This window comes from Cedecea neteri (assembly GCF_000758305.1).
Taxonomy (GTDB): Bacteria; Pseudomonadota; Gammaproteobacteria; order Enterobacterales; family Enterobacteriaceae; genus Cedecea; species Cedecea neteri_C.
The window spans coordinates 3,127,848-3,145,823 of sequence record NZ_CP009458.1 but is presented as its reverse complement, the minus strand read 5'-3'; the positions used below and the strand labels follow the sequence as shown (position 1 = coordinate 3,145,823).

The window sequence follows — 17,976 nt, the reverse complement described above, 5'->3', positions numbered from 1 at the left end:
ACGCTATGTTTAAAACGATGCAAAAGCATGGCGTAGCCCTGGCGCTGTTCGCCGCCTTGTTTACCGGGCTGACGGCGCTGGTGAATGAACTGACTAAACCGACTATCGCCCAGCAATCGGCACTGCAGCAAAAAATGCTGTTTGATCAGGTGATTGCCGATGACGTCTACGATAACCCTATTCAGGACAGTTGCCTGGTGGTGAAGGACTCCCCGCTCGGCAAAGGCGCCCGACATATTTATGTGGCGCGTAAAGGCGACAAGCCTGTTGCCGTAGTGATGGAAGCCACCGCGCCTGACGGCTATTCTGGTGCTATACAGATTCTGGTTGCCGCCGATTTTAACGGCACCATTCTCGGCACCCGCGTGACCGAACACCACGAAACGCCGGGGCTTGGAGATAAAATAGAACTGCGTCTTAGCGACTGGATCACCCACTTTGCTAATAAACGCATTCAGGGCAGCAATGACCCGAGCTGGGCGGTCCAAAAAGACGGCGGGCAGTTCACGCAATTTACCGGGGCAACCATTACCCCACGTGCGGTAGTCAACGCCGTTAAGCGCGCTGGCCTGTTCGCAGAAACCCTGCCTGCGCAGCTCAGTGAACTGCCGGCCTGTGGAGAGCAACAATGAGCGAAACAAAACGCGTCCTGATAAACGGGCTGTGGAAAAATAACTCAGCGCTGGTTCAGCTGCTGGGCCTTTGCCCACTGCTGGCCGTCACCTCCACCGCCACCAACGCCCTGGGGCTTGGGCTGGCGACCACTCTGGTACTGACGCTGACCAACGGGACAATTTCCGCTCTGCGCCGCTGGGTGCCCGCTGAGATTCGTATTCCGGTATATGTGCTGATCATCGCCTCGGTGGTCAGTATCGTGCAGATGCTGATCAACGCTTACGCATTTGGGCTGTACCAGTCGCTGGGGATCTTTATCCCGCTGATCGTGACCAACTGTATCGTTGTCGGGCGAGCCGAAGCCTATGCGGCAAAAGCCAGCGTGCCCTATGCCGCGCTGGACGGGTTTGCCACCGGACTGGGCGCAACCAGCGCGATGTTTGTTTTAGGCTCCATTCGCGAGATTATCGGTAACGGCACCCTGTTTGATGGCGCGGACGGCTTGCTTGGCAACTGGGCAAAAGTGCTGCGCATTGAAGTCTTCCACACCGACACGCCTTTCCTGCTCGCCATGCTGCCGCCGGGCGCCTTTATTGGCCTGGGTATGCTATTGGCGATAAAATACCTCATTGATGAAAAAATGAAGGCTCGCCGCGCCCGTGAAAGCGCCGCCGCCGCTGTAGCAGGCAATGCAGAGAAGGCTTAATGAATAACAGCAAGCGCGTTGAGATCCTCACCCGCCTGAGAGACAACAATCCTCACCCGACAACCGAACTCAACTTCAGCAGCCCTTTTGAGCTGCTGATTGCGGTTCTGCTTTCCGCTCAGGCTACCGACGTCAGCGTGAACAAGGCGACGGCAAAGCTCTACCCTGTCGCCAATACCCCGGCGACGGTGCTGGCGCTTGGCGTCGATGGCGTGAAGGAGTACATCAAAACCATCGGCCTGTTTAACAGCAAAGCGGAGAATGTGATCAAAACCTGCCGCATGCTGCTCGAGCTGCACGGCGGCGAAGTTCCCGAGGACCGGGCGGCGCTTGAGGCGCTCCCGGGCGTAGGCCGTAAAACCGCCAACGTCGTGCTGAACACTGCCTTTGGCTGGCCAACGATTGCCGTAGATACCCATATCTTCCGGGTATGTAACCGCACTCAGTTTGCTGTGGGGAAAAACGTTGAGCTGGTAGAGGAAAAACTGCTGAAAGTGGTTCCGGCAGAATTTAAGGTCGACTGTCATCACTGGCTTATTCTCCACGGCCGCTACACCTGTATTGCACGCAAGCCGCGCTGTGGCTCATGCATTATCGAAGACCTCTGCGAATTTAAAGAGAAGGTTGACGCCTGATCGCCTTGCCCGGGCCAGTCCCGGGCTTCCTCTGTACTTCCCTGCCTTAAAATCCCTCTGATTACACACTTTTATCCCAGGAAAAACGCGGGACGATTTTATATTGTTCGACGATCAATCGGCTCACCAGGTTAATCGTTTTTTTGCGATAAGAAATTTCTATAAATTTGTGATCTGCATCACTTTGATAACTCGAGGTTGCAAAAAGGTAACGAAAAGACCGCTAACGCCTTGCTATCGTTAGCAATAATGGATCTACAGCAATACAATAGGCCACGCATATTGAATATACTGGTCATTAACACTGCATTTTGTCCTTAACAGCAGAACATACAACTGTAATGTTAAAAAATCGCTTTGAAAAAAGACAAAAAATCGTTAATAAATGAATTGGTAAAATTTAACGCTGAATAACAATTCACCTATTGGCGTATTATATCGCCCAGGATATATGTAACAGATTATTACAAACCTCTTGCCTGCAACCCCTGGATAGTGAACATTACCCCCGTTTTTCCTTCCTAATAACAAGAAAAATGCTTACCCATGCGGTAAGGCATAAGCAAGCCCCTTAATTAAAGCGGGATGTAAAAAAAGAGGTATATGTGTCGACTGCAAACAAAGAACCAGCAGAAAGCGTTAGTCTAAACGCCTTTAAGCAACCTAAATCGTTCTACCTGATTTTCTCTATCGAACTCTGGGAGCGTTTCGGCTATTACGGCCTGCAAGGCATCATGGCCGTTTATCTGGTCAAAATGCTGGGCATGTCCGAAGCGGACTCCATCACGCTGTTCTCGTCCTTTAGCGCCCTTGTATATGGCCTGGTCGCGATTGGCGGCTGGCTGGGCGATAAAGTCCTCGGTACCAAACGCGTTATCATGCTGGGTACGGTTGTACTGGCTATCGGTTACGGGCTCGTTGCCTACTCCGGCCATGACGTGAGCGTGGTGTATATCGGGATGGCAACCATCGCCGTGGGTAACGGCCTGTTCAAGGCTAACCCTTCCTCGCTGCTGTCTACCTGCTATGCGAAAGATGACCCGCGTCTGGACGGTGCATTCACCATGTACTACATGTCCATCAACATCGGCTCCTTCTTCTCTATGCTTGCTACCCCGTGGCTGGCTGTGCACTACGGCTGGAGCACCGCGTTCTCCCTGAGCTTCGTGGGTATGCTGATTACGCTGGTGAACTTCATCTTCTGTAAGAAGTGGGTGAAGGACTACGGCTCTAAACCTGACTTCGCGCCGGTACACTTCGGCAAGCTGATGGCAACCATCGCAGGCGTTGTGGTGCTGATTGCCGTGGCAACCTGGCTGCTGCACAACCAGGGCATTGCTCGCGCCGTGCTGGGCTTAGTTGCACTGGGTATCGTTATTATCTTCGCGAAAGAAGCTTTTGCGATGAAAGGCGCCGCTCGCCGTAAGATGATCGTGGCCTTCATCCTGATGGTTGAAGCTATCGTCTTCTTCGTGCTTTACAGCCAGATGCCAACCTCCCTGAACTTCTTCGCTATTCGTAACGTGGGCCACGAAATTCTGGGCATCACTTTCGAAGCCGAGCAGTTCCAGGCGCTGAACCCGTTCTGGATCATGATTGGTAGCCCGATTCTCGCTGCCATTTACAACAAAATGGGCGACCGCCTGCCAATGCCGCATAAATTCGCTATCGGTATGGTGCTGTGCTCCTTCGCCTTCCTGGTGCTGCCGGTTGGGGCTAAGTTCGCTAACGAAGCGGGTATTGTGTCCGTGAACTGGCTGATCCTGAGCTATGCGCTGCAGAGTATCGGTGAGTTAATGATTTCCGGCCTGGGCCTCGCTATGGTGGCACAGCTGGTACCACAGCGCCTGATGGGCTTCATCATGGGCAGCTGGTTCCTGACGACGGCTGGGGCAGCAATCATCGCGGGTAAAGTTGCAGGCCTGATGGCGGTGCCAGAAAACGTGACTGACCCGCTGCAGTCTCTGGAAGTGTACGGCCGTGTCTTCATGCAGATCGGTATCGTCACCGGCGTGATTGCCGTGCTGATGCTGCTGACCGCACCGAAGCTGAACCGCATGACGCTGAGCGAAGACAAAGCCGAAAAGGTTAACGAAACCGCTACCGCGTAATTTCTCCAGGAAAAATGATTATTTAGCCGCCGGCCTCACAGCTGGCGGCTTTTTTTTTCACGGCGTCCGCACTAACATAAGTTATCTTAGCGCCCTAAAGGAGTTCGTCATGAAACTGTATTTCAAGCCCGGTGCCTGTTCCCTCTCCCCACATATTATCCTGCGTGAATCTGGCCTGGACTTTTCGCTGGTCAAAGTTGACCTTGCGACCAAACGCACCGAAAACGGTGACGATTTTCTTGCCATTAACCCTAAAGGGCAGGTGCCCGCGCTGGTGCTGGATGACGGCTCCCTGCTGACCGAAGGTGTAGCTATCGTGCAATACCTGGCGGATAAGGTGCCTGACCGCCAGCTTCTCGCCCCGGCGGGCAGCATGACTCGCTACCACACGCTGGAGTGGCTGAACTATGTAGCAACTGAGCTGCATAAAGGTTTCTCTCCGCTGTTCAACCCGGCGACTCCCGAAGAGTTCAAGGCTGTGGTTCGCAAGCAGATGGAGAAAAAATTCCACTATGTGAACGAATCGCTGCAGGACAAGCAGTGGCTGATGGGCTCCCGCTTCACGGTGGTGGATGCTTACCTGTTCACCGTACTGCGCTGGGCCTATGGCCTGAAGCTGGATCTGGCGGGGCTGTCGAATATCGAAGCCTACGTTGAGCGCATGAAGGCGCGTCCGGCTGTGTCTGCGGCGCTGACCGCCGAAGGGATTTAAGTTAGCCCTGGATAGCAAAACGCCCTCTCCTGAGGGCGTTTTTTATTTCAGAGCTTCACCGCCGTGAAATAGTGTTCAGGTTTGGCAATCCCGTCCTGAGCCGCAACCAGCTGCAGTTCGTACTCAGCCATGCGTTTGGTGACGACCATAATGTCGTACACCGCCGCGGTCACATGCTCCAGCGCTTCACGCAGCGTTGCACCCTGCAGCAGCTTAACCAGCAGCAGGCCGCTGGTCACGTCGCCCACACCAACCGGCTGGCGTTCGCCAAAGTCTACCAGCGGGCGATGAATGTGCCAGGCTTCGTCCGCCGTGACCAGCAGCATTTCAAAACGGTCTTGCTGGTAGCCTGCGCGAGCCAGGTGCTTCACCAGCACAATTTCCGGCCCCTGAGCGATAAGCTCCCGGGCAGTTGCCACGGCTTCGTCCACGTTGTTTACGCTGTGGCCACTCAGAATTTCCAGCTCAATCAGGTTCGGGGCGATGATATCGCTCGCAGGCATGGCGTAGCGTGTATGGTATTCCGCCACGCCAGGCGCCACGATACAGCCTTTCTCCGGGTGGCCCATCACCGGATCACAGAAGTATTTTGCCTTCGGGTTAGCCGCTTTGACCTGACGCACGATGGAAAGAATATGTTCGCCCTGCTCCGCCGAGCCCAGATACCCGCTCAGCACCGCATCACAGCGCTCCAGCTGGCCAATATTCGCAATCCCCTGCACAATCTCGCTCAGGTGGCTGGCGGGCATCACCGTGCCGGTCCATTGCCCGTACTGCGTGTGGTTGGAGAACTGCACCGTGTTCAGCGGCCAGACGTTGGCGCCCAGGCGGCGCATCGGGAATTCGGCGGCGCTGTTGCCGGCGTGACCAAATACCACGTGGGACTGGATGGCAAGAATGTTTTTCATTTTCGACTCGGGTATCGCCAGGTGTTGTGCTTGCTAAAAAAAAGCACGGCATAAGCCGTGCTTTTCTATGTCGATAACTTATTTCCAGCAGACGAGGCAGTAGTTCTTTTTACCACGACGCAGCAGGGTGTAACGGTTAAACAGAATATCGCCTTCGGTGAAGGTGTATTCCGGGTCAGACTGCTTTTCACCGTTGATGGTGATTGCGTTCTGCGAGATGGTTTTACGCGCCTGGCCACGGGATGGCTGCAGCTCGGAATCCACCAGCGCCTGTTGCAGGTCGGCACCGCGATCCATTTCAACCATCGGCACGCCATCCTGAGCCAGCTGCTCAAAATCTGCTTCGCTCAGTTCACTCAGGTTGCCGTTAAACAGGCTGGCGGTAATACGCTTAGCCGCGGTCAGACCTTCTTCACCGTGCACCAGTCGGGTGACCTGCTCGGCCAGCACGTACTGGGCGCGAGGTGCAGCCCCGCTGTTTTTGTCTTCTTCTTCCAGGGCATTGATCTCTGCAATGTCCATAAAGGTGAAGAACTTCAGGAAGCGATACACATCGGCATCCGCGGTGTTGATCCAGAACTGGTAGAACTTGTACGGGCTGGTTTTCTTCGGATCAAGCCAGACCGCGCCGCCTTCAGTTTTACCGAATTTGGTGCCGTCAGATTTAGTGATCAGCGGTACAGTCAGGCCGAAAGCCTGCTGCTGGTGCAGACGACGGGTCAGGTCGATACCGGAGGTGATGTTACCCCACTGGTCAGAACCACCAATCTGCAGCACCACGCCGTGCAGTTTGTTCAGGCAGGCGAAGTCGTAACCCTGCAGCAGGTTGTAAGAGAACTCGGTGAAAGAGATCCCCACGTCGTCGCGGTTCAGACGCTGTTTTACCGCTTCTTTGTTAATCATCTGGTTAACAGAGAAGTGTTTGCCGATATCACGCAGGAAGGTCAGCACGTTCATGCTGCCGAACCAGTCGTAGTTGTTTGCGGCGACGGCAGAATTATCTCCGCAGTCAAAGTCGAGGAACGGTGCAACCTGGCGGCGGATTTTTTCCACCCACTCCTGCACGGTATCTTCGGTGTTCAGCTTACGCTCAACGGCTTTAAAGCTTGGGTCGCCGATAAGACCGGTGGCGCCGCCCACGAGGGCAACCGGCTTATGGCCTGCTTCCTGAAAGCGTTTCAGGCACAGCAGTGGAACCAGATGGCCCAAATGCAAGCTGTCGGCGGTCGGATCGAAGCCGCAATAGAGTGCAATTGGCCCTTGCGCCAGTCGCTCTGCTAACGCATCCTCATCCGTCACCTGGGCCACCAGGCCCCGCTCTTGCAATTGTTTGATCAAATTGATGTTCGACATCAAATTCTCCATCTCTAATACGACTGCACCTTTGCCGGTACACGGCTTTTCGCCCACTGGCGAAAGAATTCATTTTGAGGGCACATAGAATAAAGCGCTGGTGCAGTTAGCACCAGCGCTAAAGGTGAAAATCCTGACTTTACGGCGCGAGGCGGTCTATTTTCCAGGCAGTTCCGTCACGCTGGTAGAGGAAGCGGTCGTGCAGACGGTGTTCACCGCCCTGCCAGAACTCCATCTGGTCGATGCTGACGCGGTAGCCGCCCCAAAAACTCGGCAGCGGCACTTCGCCCTGCTGGAACTTCTGTTTTAGCTCAAGGAATTTGCTTTCCAGCACGCCGCGCGCGGATATGCGGCTCGATTGCTTCGATACCCAGGCGCCTATCTGGCTGTCCTTCGGGCGGCTGTGGAAGTATTTCAACACTTCAAGGGTGGACAAACGCTCGGCGGTGCCCTGCACCATCACCTGCCTGTCCAGCATATGCCAGGGAAAATGCAGGCTAATTCGTGGGTTCATTTCAAGGTGATGTGCCTTGCGAGATCCCAGGTTGGTGTAAAACACCAGCCCTTTTTCATCAAAATGCTTAAGCAGGACGATGCGTTGATACGGTTGGCCGTTTTCGTCAACCGTCGCCACAACCATCGCGGTCGGATCAACTATCCTGGCTTCGCAGGCCTGAGCCAGCCAGCGTTCAAACAGCGGCAGCGGCGTGTCGGTAAGATCGTGGCGGCGCAGGCCACCTTTGGTGTATTCGCGGCGCAAATGCGCAATCTGTTGCAAAGAGTCGTTATCAGACATGGCGTTACATCAGGCTATCCTCGGGTGGAGCTATTGTGCTCTCCACCCTGAGAAATCTCAACGTTTGGCCGTCTGTAGCTGGCAATTATTCAGCACGATAGTGTCTTTGCGGTAGACGGTGGCGCTGTCGCCCTTAGACCAGAAGACGTAAACGCCGTCGGTATAACGCGCGCCGGACGCGGAAAGCCCCTGCGTCAGGTTCAGCATCTGGTTATCGTAGACAAAGCTAACCTGCTGTTTGTCGTTATTCAGCTTCACGGTGAGTGGTTTTTCATCGCACTGATACGCCAGCGTATCGGTATGCATTTTTTCGAGAAAAGCGTTGTAGTAACTACAGCCGGCGAGCAGCATTGGCACGGTGGCAACGAGCAGTTTTTTCATCTGAGTATCCTGAAGATCTTGTTATCCCTGGAGGGCATACGCCCTCCTTAACGCTAGCAGTTTAGCGGCTGCGGGATGAAGATAATTTCAGTTAACTCTGATTATGACGCGGATTAGCGGGATAAATGGCACCGAGGATGGTTGGCTCTGAAGCACCGGTTACCGAAGGCAGGTTGCCCGGCAGGCCGGACATTGTGCGGTAGGCCAGCCAGGCAAACGCCAGAGCTTCCATATCGTCCCCGCTGATTCCGGCTTCGTCTGTCGTCGTCACTTCGGTACCCGGCAGCAGCGCAGCAAGGCGCGCCATCAGCAGCGGGTTACGGCTGCCTCCGCCGCACACCATGAGACGTTCACAGCCGCCGCTCAGCAGCACCTGTTCAGCGATAGTTGTCGCCGTCAGCTCAGTGAGCGTGGCCTGCACATCTTCTCCGGCAAGCGCCGGGAACATCGCAAGCTGGCGTTCAAGCCAGCCATAGTTAAAGTATTCACGGCCTGTACTTTTGGGCGCAGGTGCGGCGAAGTAAGGATCGCTCAGCATTTGCTGCAGTAAAGGAAGAACGACTTTGCCCTGGCTCGCCCATTCGGCGTCTTTATCGTAACCTTTCCCACGCTGCCGCCAGATCCACGCATCCATCAGCATATTGCCGGGCCCGGTGTCGTAGCCTCTGACCGGCTGGTCTGGGATCAGCAAAGAGAGGTTGGCTATGCCGCCGATGTTGAGCACCATTCGACGCTCCACCGGATGCGCGAGCAGCGCCTGGTGAAACGCCGGCACCAGCGGCGCGCCCTGCCCGCCAAGGGCCATATCGCGACGGCGAAAATCACCGACAACGGTAATACCAGTCAGCGCAGCGATTTGGTTGTTGTCGCCAATTTGCATCGTGTGGGCGGCCTCGCCCTGCGGCTCATGCCACACGGTTTGCCCGTGGCAGCCAATGGCCGTGACGTCTTCAGGCCGCAGCCCTTCACGCTTAATAAGGATTTGCACCGCCTCGGCGAACAATTTACCCAGCCGGTTGTCCAATTGGCCTAGCTGGGACAGCGTGAGTTGCTGCCCCTGGCAAACGGCAAGAACCGCGTTTTTGATGGCCAGCGGCATCGGGTGGCTGTAGCTCGCCTGCTGAACGACCAGATGTTCGTCGATAGCAGCCAGCACCACATCGATACCATCCAGACTGGTGCCTGACATCACGCCTATATAACGACCTGACTTCATCCGTCACTCCTTATTCTCGCCGGGGCGGTAAATTAATGCGGTTAAACTAGCACGCAATATTATGATTTATTAATATTTTTAATTAATAATCTGTGTCAGCCGCGGCAGCAGGCGGCTCGGCATTTAAGCGAAACTCGCACAGCGTAGCGGTTTAATTGTTGTTAAAGACATTTGATTTACTATTTTTACAGGATTGTTGTAGAACAAACATGAACTATGGCCAGGAATTGCCATATAATTTAGCCATAACGGATGCTCACCGAGCGTTGATGGGTTCACAGGAGAGGTACAAATGATTTCACGTATTTTGGCAGTTTCACTGGTTGCTTTCACCCTTGCTGGCTGCGCCAACGAAGGGCTGTCCGGCGATGTTTACAACGCGTCCGAAGCTAAACAGGTAAGAACCGTGACCTACGGGACCATTACCCACGTTCGCGCGGTGACCATTAAAGGCAGCGACAGCAACAGCACTATCGGGGCTATCGGCGGTGCGGTACTGGGTGGTCTGCTGGGTAACACCGTTGGCGGCGGCACCGGGCGTACTCTGGCAACCGCAGGCGGCGCTGTAGCCGGTGGCCTGGCGGGTGACGCCGTCGGCGGCGCAATGGGCAACAGCAAAGGCGTTGAGCTGGAAATCCGTAAAGATGACGGCCAGACCATCATCGCCGTGCAGAAACAGGGTGACACCCGTTACTCCGTTGGCCAGCGTGTAGCCATCTCCGGCAGCGGCAACAACATCACCGTTGCGCCTCGCTAAGACAGCGCTAAATGAATTAAGGCCCGCATAGCGGGCCTTTTCTGTTAGTAAGTAATGCCGGGTGGATTCACTTCCGACTGCGCAACTTCTTCCCCCTGCTCCCCCCACCGCGCTAGCACCTGCTGATACTCACCCCGCTGAATAGCCCCATCCAGCGCCGCCTGCAGGGCGTACACCAGCCCGTTGCCCTTTTTCGTTGTCGTCGCCACATAGGCTTTTTTCGGCCCCAGCCCGACCACGCGCGTGGTGCCTGTTAACGCGGCTTTATAGGCCGTAATTGACTGCGGCCCAAAGAACACGTCGGCCCGGCCAGACTGAATATAAAGATTGGCGGAGGCGTCGTCGGTCACATAAACAGGCAAGGCAGGCTCGCGCCCGGCCCCTTCGTTTTCTGCATTCCAGCCAAGCAAAATACGCTCCTGATTTGTGCCTGACCCGACGATAACTTTTCGCCCGGCGAGATCTTCTGCCTTAGCGATAGACTGAATCGGGCTGCTGGCCTTCACGGCAAAAGAGAGTGAGTCCACTCGATAGGTGGCAAAATCAAATTTCTCTTTCCGCTGCTCCGTCACGGCAATATTTACCAGCGCCACATCATAGCGCCCGGAGGTAATGCCCAGCGGCCAGTCTTCCCACGCGGTCGGGACCAGCTTCAGTTTCAGGCCCAGGCTGCCGGCCAGCAGGCGGGCAATATCCGGGTCGCTGCCTATGCGCGTGCGGTTGTCACTGGCCAGTAGCGCCAACGGCGGAGAGTTAAGCGCAGAGATCGCCACCGTTAATGTACCGGGTTCGACGAACCGATAACCAGCGGGGATTTTGGCAATCGCCTTTTCATCCCGTGCCACGCTCAAAGGCTTTTCATTGGCAACAAGGTCAATATTTGTCTGCGCGGACAAAGCGGAAAAAGAGACCAACAGCGCGATAAATCCATATTTCATCTCACAGCACCTTCGATAAGAACTGGCGGGTGCGCGGGTGCTGCGGCCGATTCAACACGTCGTCGCTGCTTCCCTGCTCGACAATTTTGCCGTCCACCATAAACACCACCTGATCGGCCACTTCCCGCGCAAAGCCGATTTCATGCGTGACGACTACAAGCGTCGTGCCCGAACGAGCCAATCTTTTTATTACGTCCAGCACTTCGCCGACCAACTCAGGGTCGAGCGCTGACGTTGGCTCATCAAACAGCATCACCCGTGGGCTTAACGCCAGCGCGCGGGCAATGGCAATGCGCTGCTGCTGCCCGCCGGATAAGTGCCGCGACCAGGCGTCGGCTTTATTGCGCAGCCCGACGACGTCCAGCAGATCATACGCACGCTCAATCGCCTCTTTGCGGCTCAGCTGCTTATGGGCCACCGGCGCTTCAATCAGGTTTTCCAGTACCGTCATATGGGGGAACAGATTGAAGTTCTGAAAGACATAGCCCACGTTGGCCCGCTGACGCAGGATCTCCTTTTCTTTCAGCTCATACAGTTTGTCCCCTTTCAGGCGGTAGCCAATGTAATCTCCGTCAATCTGGATGTAGCCTTCGTCCACCCGCTCAAGGTGGTTGATAGTGCGCAACAGCGTAGATTTCCCGGAGCCTGATGGCCCGAGGATCACCGTCACAGTGCCTGGCGGGATCTCAAGCGAGACATCATCCAGCGCCTTATGACGACCGAAATATTTACTGACGCCGGTAATGGAAATATGGCCGTTATGAGAGGTTGGCATGGACCGGCTCCTGGGCAACGGGGGCTGTGGACGGCGCAGCGCTGCGGGCGGTGCGCGTTTGGTTGATGGCGGAGCGGCGTTCGCTGCGTGCCAGCGAGCGTTCAACCAGGTACTGAATCAGCGACAGTACGCTGGTGATCACCAGATACCAGACGGCCGCCACCATCAGCAGCGGGATCACCTGCTGCGTGCGGTTGTAAATCATCTGGATGGTGTAAAACAGCTCCGGCATCGCCAGCACGTAAACCATCGCCGTGCCTTTAGCGAGGCTGATGATTTCGTTGAACCCGGCGGGGAGGATCGTGCGCAGCGCCTGCGGCAAAATAATCCGCACGGTACGTCGCCACGCGGGCAGACCTAACGCTGCGGCGGCTTCATATTGCCCGTGATCCACACCCAGAAAACCACCGCGAACAATCTCTGCGGTGTAGGCACTTTGCACCAGCGTTAGCCCAACTACCGCCGTCGAAAATTGCCCCAGCACGTTAATCGTGTCGTAGCTGCCCCAGACGATGCTGGTGAAAGGCACCCCAATCGACAGCGTGTCATACAGGTAAGAGAAGTTGTAGAGCACGATCAACACGACAATCAGCGGCAGGGAGCGAAACAGCCAGATGTAACTCCAGGCCAGGCTGCTCAGCAGCCAGGAAGAAGATAGCCTTGCCAGCGCGAGTAAGCCCCCGAGCACCACGCTCAGCGCCGTACCCAGCAGCGTTAACAACAGCGTTTGCCCTAACCCTTCCAGAATGACCGGATCAAAAAACCAGTGGGCAAAAACGCCCCATTCCCAGCGAGGGTTAAATGCGACGGATTGCACCACCACCGCCAGTACAAACAGCGCAATCACTGCCCCCGCGGTGCGCAGCGGGTAACGCGCGGGCACAACTTTAATGGTTTCAGACGTTTTCATCGTCGCTCCTCAGGCCGTTTTACTCAGGCTTTCCAGCGCTAAGATTTTGGTGAACCGCAGCCGCCCGTCGTAGGGCGGCTGGCTGAACGTTTCGGGATCAACCTCAAGGCTGAACTGCGGATCGTAACCTTCGCTCAGATAAAGCCTGACGGCCTCCGGCTGACGAAAGCCGGTGGTGAGATAGATGCGGCTGTAGCCAGCCTGAAGGGCCAGACGCTCCAGTTCGCGAACCACTCGTCCAGCCAGGCCCTGCTTGCGCAGCGTACTTTTCGTCCAGATACGTTTGATCTCAGCAGTTTTCTGGTCGTAGGGCTTGTAGGCCCCGGTGGCAATAATTTCGCCCTCGCGCTCCAGCACGATAAAAATACCCTGCGGCGGCAGATACCATTCGGTCAGCTCCACTTCAGCATCACGCGAGAAAAAATCCCCGTAGCGGGCGGCATACTCGCCAAACAGGCCGCTAATGATCGACTGAAGCTCCGGCGCTTCAGGGGACAAGATACGAAAATGTTCGCTCATACACGCCTCCTCAATCGCCTAAACCGGCGGGATTAACTTCCGAGGCAGGAATACGTTCCACGTCCTCGCCCCAGCGCTTTAAAACTTTGTCGTAGTCGCCCTGCTGAATCGCGCCGTTGAGCGCCGTCTGCACCGGTTCCACCAGGCCGCTGCCTTTTTTCAGCGTCACCGCAATGTGCGCCGCTTTCGGCCAGCCGCCGTCCACGCTGCCCACCAGCTTCGTTTTGCCGGTCAGCGCCGCTTTCCAGGCTCCGGTCACGTTCGGCCCAAACCAGGCATCGGCCCGCCCGGACTGCAGCGCCAGCGTTAGCGCAGCATCATCTTTGGTGTAGACCGGCGTAAACGGCTTCAGCCCTTTTTTCTCGTTTTCCGCATTCCACGCCAGCAGGATAGCTTCCTGATTGGTGCCGGAACCTACGACAATACGTAATCCGGCGATATCTTCCGCATGGGCCAGCGACTTGATCGGGCTGTTCGCTTTCACGTAAAAGCCCAGCGAGTCTTTGCGGTAGGTGGCGAAATCGAACTTCTCTTTGCGATCTTTGGTGACGGTAATATTGCTGATCGCGGCATCATATTTCCCCGACGCCACGCCGAGCGGCCAGTCCTCCCAGGAGGTCGGAACCACGTTCAGCTCCAGCCCAAGGCTGTCGGCAACCAGGCGGGCAATGTCGACTTCGCTGCCGAGCAGGGTTTTATTGTCATCAGAAAAAACCGTCAGCGGCGGCGAATTGAGCGCCGCCACTGCCACGGTAAACTTACCGGGAACGGCAAATCGATAATCTTTGGGTAGCTGGGCGATGGCCTGAGGATTTTTAGCGGTATTGATCGGCGCTTTGTTGGCCTCCAGGCTCACGCCGGTGCCGTTAATGGTCACGTCGTTCGCCCAGGTAAGCGGCGTCCACGCCAGTGCGATAGCCAGCAGCAGGGATGTTTTTTGCATAGTTTTTCTCTTTATTTGTTTTATTTGCCGTAGCGATTTTCGGGTTGCGCAAGGTCAAAGCTTTCGCGCAGCGTGGTGCCGGGGTATTCGGTGCGGAACAGGCCGCGAGCCTGAAGCACCGGTACAACCTGCTCCACGAAACGCGGGAAGGTGTCCGGGGTGCCACCCTGGATGATGAATCCGTCCGCCGCTCGCTCGTCAAACCACTGCTGCAGGCCGTCCGCCACCTGTTCCGGCGAACCGGAAAAACGTGGCCTTGGGCTGGCGGCCTCAAGGGCGACCTGGCGCAGGGTTAACCCACGCTCGCGGGCGTTGCGTTTGATCTCATCGGTGGTGCTGCGGAAGCTGTTCTGGCCCAGGTCACCGATGTCCGGGAAAGGTTCGTCCAGCGGGTACTGACTAAAGTCATGGTGTTCGAAATAGCGGCCGAGATAATTCAGAGCATCGGCGATGGACACCAGCGCGGCGGTGGTCTGGTACTGCCGTTCGGCGTCCTCGGCGTCGATGCCAACAATGACGCTCACACCCTGGAAGATGTGAAGCGAATCAGCCTCGCGGCCTTGCCCTTCCAGTTGGTTTTTTACATCCCGGTAGAAGGCTTTCGCCTCACTGAGTGATTCATGATGAGTGAATATGGCATCGGCATGTTTTGCCGCCAGCTTTTTGCCGTCTTCCGAGGCCCCGGCCTGGAAAATAATGGGCCTGCCCTGCGGTGTACGGCCTATGTTCAGCGGCCCGGCGACCTGAAAGAAATCGCCCTGATGATTGAGCGCGTGCAGCTTTTCAGGGGCAAAAAACTGCCCGCTCTCTTTATTTCGCACAAAAGCATCTTCTTCCCATGAATCCCAAAGCCCCTTCACGACGTCCAGGTATTCATCGGCGATGCGATAGCGCAGTGCGTGTTCAGGATGTTGGGTTCTGGAGAAGTTTTTAGCCGAGCCCTCCAGCGGAGAAGTGACCACGTTCCAGCCTGCGCGGCCATTACTCAGGTGATCGAGACTCGCAAACTGGCGCGCCGTGGTAAAAGGGTCGCTATAGGAGGTCGACAATGTCCCCACCAGGCCCAAATGCTTCGTCACGCTCGCCAGGGCAGATAATACCGTCAGCGGCTCAAAGCGATTTAAAAAGTGCGGGATAGATTTCTCGTTAATATAAAGCCCGTCGGCGACAAAAATAAAATCCAGCTTCCCCTCTTCCGCTTTGAATGCCGTTTGTTTGACGAATTCAAAATTAATGCTGGCATCCGCTATCGCAGCAGGATGGCGCCAGGCTGACATATTTCCCGACGCGCCATGTAATATCGTACCCAGTCGTAATTGTCGTGTTGCAGACATGCTTCATCCTTATGCGGATCGTTAAAATCCGCCGTCGCTAATTAGAGTTAAAGTTGTTGTAGCGCCGATTGGGCTAACCGGGCGAAATAACGTGCCGCGGGTTCAATCAATCTTTCATCGGGATCGAAGGCCGGATGATGAAGCCCGTAGCGGCTGTCGCTGCCGATGCTGACAAACGCGCCGGGAATATGCTGGAGATAAACAGCAAAATCCTCGCCTCCCAGGTGCAGATCTGCATGATGCGTGGTGTAACCTTCTACGGCGGCAACTTCGCTGGCAAATGCTGCCCAGCGCTCATCGTTAACCAGCGCATCTGGCCCCAGGTGCCAGATGACGTCGATTTCCGCCCCAAAGGCGCTGGCAAGACCGGCCGCAATCTCAATAACGCGAGCTTTAACCGCCTCTCGCACGCTGGCGCTGTGGGTGCGCAGCGTACCTTCCAGTTCAACGCTTTCCGGCAACACGTTCCAGGTGTTACCGCCCGCAATACGGGTAATGCTCAGCACGGCTGAATCCAGCGTGTTGACCTCACGGCTGGTGATACTTTGCAGCAGAGTCACCAGTTGGCTGGCGAGCAAAATGGCATCCTGGCCTTCATGCGGGCGCGCCGCGTGCGCTCCTTTGCCCCGCACCTGGATGACCAGCCGGTCAACGTTGGCATAGAACGGGCCGCCGCGTGTGGCAAACGCCCCGACAGGCAGATTTGGCTCATTGTGCATGCCAAAAATGGCAGAGATCCCCTCCAGCACACCGGCCTTGACTAGCGTGGTTGCCCCACCGAAACGCTCCTCAGCGGGCTGAAACAGAATGCGAACCCGGCCGTTAAGCTGCGCTTCGTGCTGCTTAAGCAGCAGTGCCGCGCCCAGCATCACGCTGCTGTGAATGTCATGCCCGCAGGCGTGCATCACGCCCGGATTCTGCGAACTAAAGGCTACGCCGCTGGTTTCTTCAATGGGCAGCGCGTCGATATCGGCCCGCAGCGCAATCGCTTTCTCACCTTCGCCAATCTCCGCCACAACGCCAGTTTGTAGCGAATACGGCAACAGGCGGATACCCGCGCTTTGCAGCCAGTCGCGGATGCGTGACGTGGTTTCGACTTCTTCAAGGGACAATTCAGGGAACCGATGCAGCTCCCGGCGCCAGTCAATAAGCTGCTGAGCGAACGTCATACAGCCACCTCCGCTACTGTATGCGCTTCTGCCAGCAACTGAAGAGAAGCCAGGCGCTCAGCCCCTTCTGCCACCGGCGTATCAATAATAAATTCATCGATGCCGTACTCTGCGTGCAGCGCCTGAAGCGCTTCCCGCACCGTTTCAGGTGTGCCTTTTAACAACGAAGGTTCACGTCGCGTCAGGCTACGCAGCGTACTGCCGGACTGGCGGGCAAAACTGTGGGCCTGCTCTTCGCTTGCCACGCTCACGCGCTGGCCGTTTTCCAGCTCCACGCCCCAGATTTCAACCTGGCGGGCAAGCTCTTCCGCACGTCCGGCATCCCGCGCCACGATAGCCTGCACGGCCACCAGCACGTCGCGGCGGCTGTTCTTTTTCCAGTCGGTCACTACGTCGCGCAGCAACGTTTTATCGCCGTTCAAATGGGCGGCAAAAACAAAGTTCCAGTCCAGGCTGGCCGCCAGTCGGGCGCTTTGCAGGCTTGCGCCTAATAAAAAACCTTCCGGGCGCTGGGCCGGTAGCGGCGTGGCGCGAACGCTTTCGTCCGTCGCGGGTTCACGTCGCGAGAGCCAGTCGTCAAGCTGCGTGAGCTGTTCATCAAAGCTGCCTTTTACCGTCGGCGATTGCCCGTGCTGCAGCGCCTGCGTCGAAAGCGGCAAGCCGCCCGGTGCTTTTCCTACGCCAAGATCGATGCGGCCTGGTGCAAGGGAAGACAGCAGGTTGAAGTTTTCAGCCACTTTGTAAGGGCTGTAATGCTGGAGCATCACGCCGCCGGAGCCCACGCGAATTCGGCGAGTCTGCCCGGCAATCCAGGCAATCAGCACTTCCGGTGAAGGACTGGCAAGCTGGGGCGTGTTGTGGTGCTCCGCCAGCCAAAAACGGTGATAGCCCCAGGTTTCTGCCTGCTGTGCGAGATGCAGCGTACGGGCCAGGGCATCCGTCGCGCTGTCGTCGGGCGCAAGCGGGCTTTTATCCAGGATACTGATGCGATAAGACATAATGCAGGCTCATTGTTATAAACATGCCTGCATTATTAAAAGCGGGAGACGACGGTGAGAAACAATTAATTTACATTTAGACTTCTGAAATAGAGATAAACAAACTCACACGCCTGCTCAACAATTTGCTACCGGGTGCCTATTTTCCTCATCAGTGGATCGTCAGGTAAAAAAAAGCCCCGCAGGAGAAGCCGCGAGGC

Annotated in this window: 17 protein-coding genes and 1 pseudogene; 6 read left to right on the top strand and 12 right to left on the bottom strand. The window is 56.1% G+C overall.

Annotated features, from left to right (window positions below):
• Positions 1-5: 5 nt before the first annotated feature.
• The 5 genes from rsxG (at position 6) to gstA (ending at position 4,779) form a co-directional block, all read left to right on the top strand.
• The gene (rsxG, locus tag LH23_RS14820) at positions 6-632 is read left to right on the top strand and encodes an electron transport complex subunit RsxG (protein ID WP_039292547.1); all 627 of its coding nucleotides are present in this window, start codon (positions 6-8) and stop codon (positions 630-632) included.
• Positions 629-1,321: an electron transport complex subunit E gene (locus LH23_RS14815; protein WP_039292544.1), complete on the top strand. Its 693-nt coding sequence runs from the start codon at positions 629-631 to the stop codon at positions 1,319-1,321. Before rsxG ends, LH23_RS14815 begins: the two co-directional genes overlap by 4 nt.
• Complete coding sequence (gene nth / locus LH23_RS14810; protein ID WP_039292541.1) at positions 1,321-1,956, top strand: endonuclease III; 636 nt, start codon at positions 1,321-1,323, stop codon at positions 1,954-1,956. The genes LH23_RS14815 and nth overlap by 1 nt, the downstream gene beginning before the upstream one ends.
• A gap of 605 nt (positions 1,957-2,561) precedes the next feature.
• Positions 2,562-4,067, top strand: coding sequence for a dipeptide/tripeptide permease DtpA (dtpA, locus tag LH23_RS14805; RefSeq protein ID WP_039292537.1), 1,506 nt, complete (start codon positions 2,562-2,564; stop codon positions 4,065-4,067).
• Positions 4,068-4,176: 109 nt separating this feature from the next.
• Positions 4,177-4,779 carry a glutathione transferase GstA gene (gstA, locus tag LH23_RS14800; protein WP_039292535.1) on the top strand — a complete coding sequence of 201 codons (603 nt, stop codon included), beginning with the start codon at positions 4,177-4,179 and terminating at the stop codon, positions 4,777-4,779.
• A 47-nt stretch (positions 4,780-4,826) separates the two neighbouring features.
• Here gstA and pdxY read toward each other — a convergent pair whose 3' ends face one another.
• The 5 genes from pdxY to anmK all read right to left on the bottom strand — a co-directional run bounded on the left by pdxY (position 4,827) and on the right by anmK (position 9,433).
• Entirely contained in the window at positions 4,827-5,687 is an 861-nt protein-coding gene (gene pdxY / locus LH23_RS14795; protein ID WP_008456431.1) for a pyridoxal kinase PdxY, read from the bottom strand.
• 78 nt (positions 5,688-5,765) lie between these two features.
• A complete protein-coding gene (tyrS, locus tag LH23_RS14790; protein WP_039292531.1) occupies positions 5,766-7,040 on the bottom strand; it encodes a tyrosine--tRNA ligase in 1,275 nt (424 codons plus the stop codon).
• Positions 7,041-7,179: 139 nt separating this feature from the next.
• Positions 7,180-7,836, bottom strand: a complete 657-nt coding sequence (gene pdxH, locus LH23_RS14785) for a pyridoxamine 5'-phosphate oxidase (protein ID WP_039292528.1) — start codon at positions 7,834-7,836, stop codon at positions 7,180-7,182.
• A gap of 57 nt (positions 7,837-7,893) precedes the next feature.
• Entirely contained in the window at positions 7,894-8,217 is a 324-nt protein-coding gene (gene mliC, locus LH23_RS14780; protein ID WP_039292525.1) for a C-type lysozyme inhibitor, read from the bottom strand.
• Between the two features lie 91 nt (positions 8,218-8,308).
• The gene (gene anmK / locus LH23_RS14775) at positions 8,309-9,433 is read right to left on the bottom strand and encodes an anhydro-N-acetylmuramic acid kinase (RefSeq protein ID WP_039292523.1); all 1,125 of its coding nucleotides are present in this window, start codon (positions 9,431-9,433) and stop codon (positions 8,309-8,311) included.
• Between the two features lie 292 nt (positions 9,434-9,725).
• Here anmK and LH23_RS14770 point away from each other — a divergent pair, with 292 nt between their 5' ends.
• Positions 9,726-10,190 (top strand): glycine zipper 2TM domain-containing protein, encoded by a 465-nt coding sequence (locus LH23_RS14770; RefSeq protein ID WP_008456437.1) that lies wholly within the window; start codon positions 9,726-9,728, stop codon positions 10,188-10,190.
• 44 nt (positions 10,191-10,234) lie between these two features.
• Here the strand turns inward: LH23_RS14770 and LH23_RS14765 are convergent, their stop codons facing one another.
• From LH23_RS14765 to LH23_RS14730, 7 genes and pseudogenes are all read right to left on the bottom strand, one after another.
• Positions 10,235-11,128: a transporter substrate-binding domain-containing protein gene (locus LH23_RS14765; RefSeq protein WP_039292521.1), complete on the bottom strand. Its 894-nt coding sequence runs from the start codon at positions 11,126-11,128 to the stop codon at positions 10,235-10,237.
• Between the two features lies 1 nt (position 11,129).
• Positions 11,130-11,903: an amino acid ABC transporter ATP-binding protein gene (locus LH23_RS14760; RefSeq protein WP_039292520.1), complete on the bottom strand. Its 774-nt coding sequence runs from the start codon at positions 11,901-11,903 to the stop codon at positions 11,130-11,132.
• Positions 11,887-12,813, bottom strand: a complete 927-nt coding sequence (locus LH23_RS14755; RefSeq protein ID WP_039292516.1) for an amino acid ABC transporter permease — start codon at positions 12,811-12,813, stop codon at positions 11,887-11,889. The genes LH23_RS14760 and LH23_RS14755 overlap by 17 nt, the downstream gene beginning before the upstream one ends.
• Positions 12,814-12,822: 9 nt before the next feature.
• Positions 12,823-13,332, bottom strand: a complete 510-nt coding sequence (locus tag LH23_RS14750; protein WP_039292513.1) for a GNAT family N-acetyltransferase — start codon at positions 13,330-13,332, stop codon at positions 12,823-12,825.
• A 10-nt stretch (positions 13,333-13,342) separates the two neighbouring features.
• Positions 13,343-15,609 (bottom strand): annotated as a pseudogene (locus LH23_RS24290) (NtaA/DmoA family FMN-dependent monooxygenase).
• A 47-nt stretch (positions 15,610-15,656) separates the two neighbouring features.
• Positions 15,657-16,778, bottom strand: coding sequence for an amidohydrolase (locus LH23_RS14735; RefSeq protein WP_039292509.1), 1,122 nt, complete (start codon positions 16,776-16,778; stop codon positions 15,657-15,659).
• Positions 16,775-17,776: an LLM class flavin-dependent oxidoreductase gene (locus LH23_RS14730; protein ID WP_039292506.1), complete on the bottom strand. Its 1,002-nt coding sequence runs from the start codon at positions 17,774-17,776 to the stop codon at positions 16,775-16,777. The genes LH23_RS14735 and LH23_RS14730 overlap by 4 nt, the downstream gene beginning before the upstream one ends.
• Positions 17,777-17,976 lie beyond the last annotated feature (200 nt).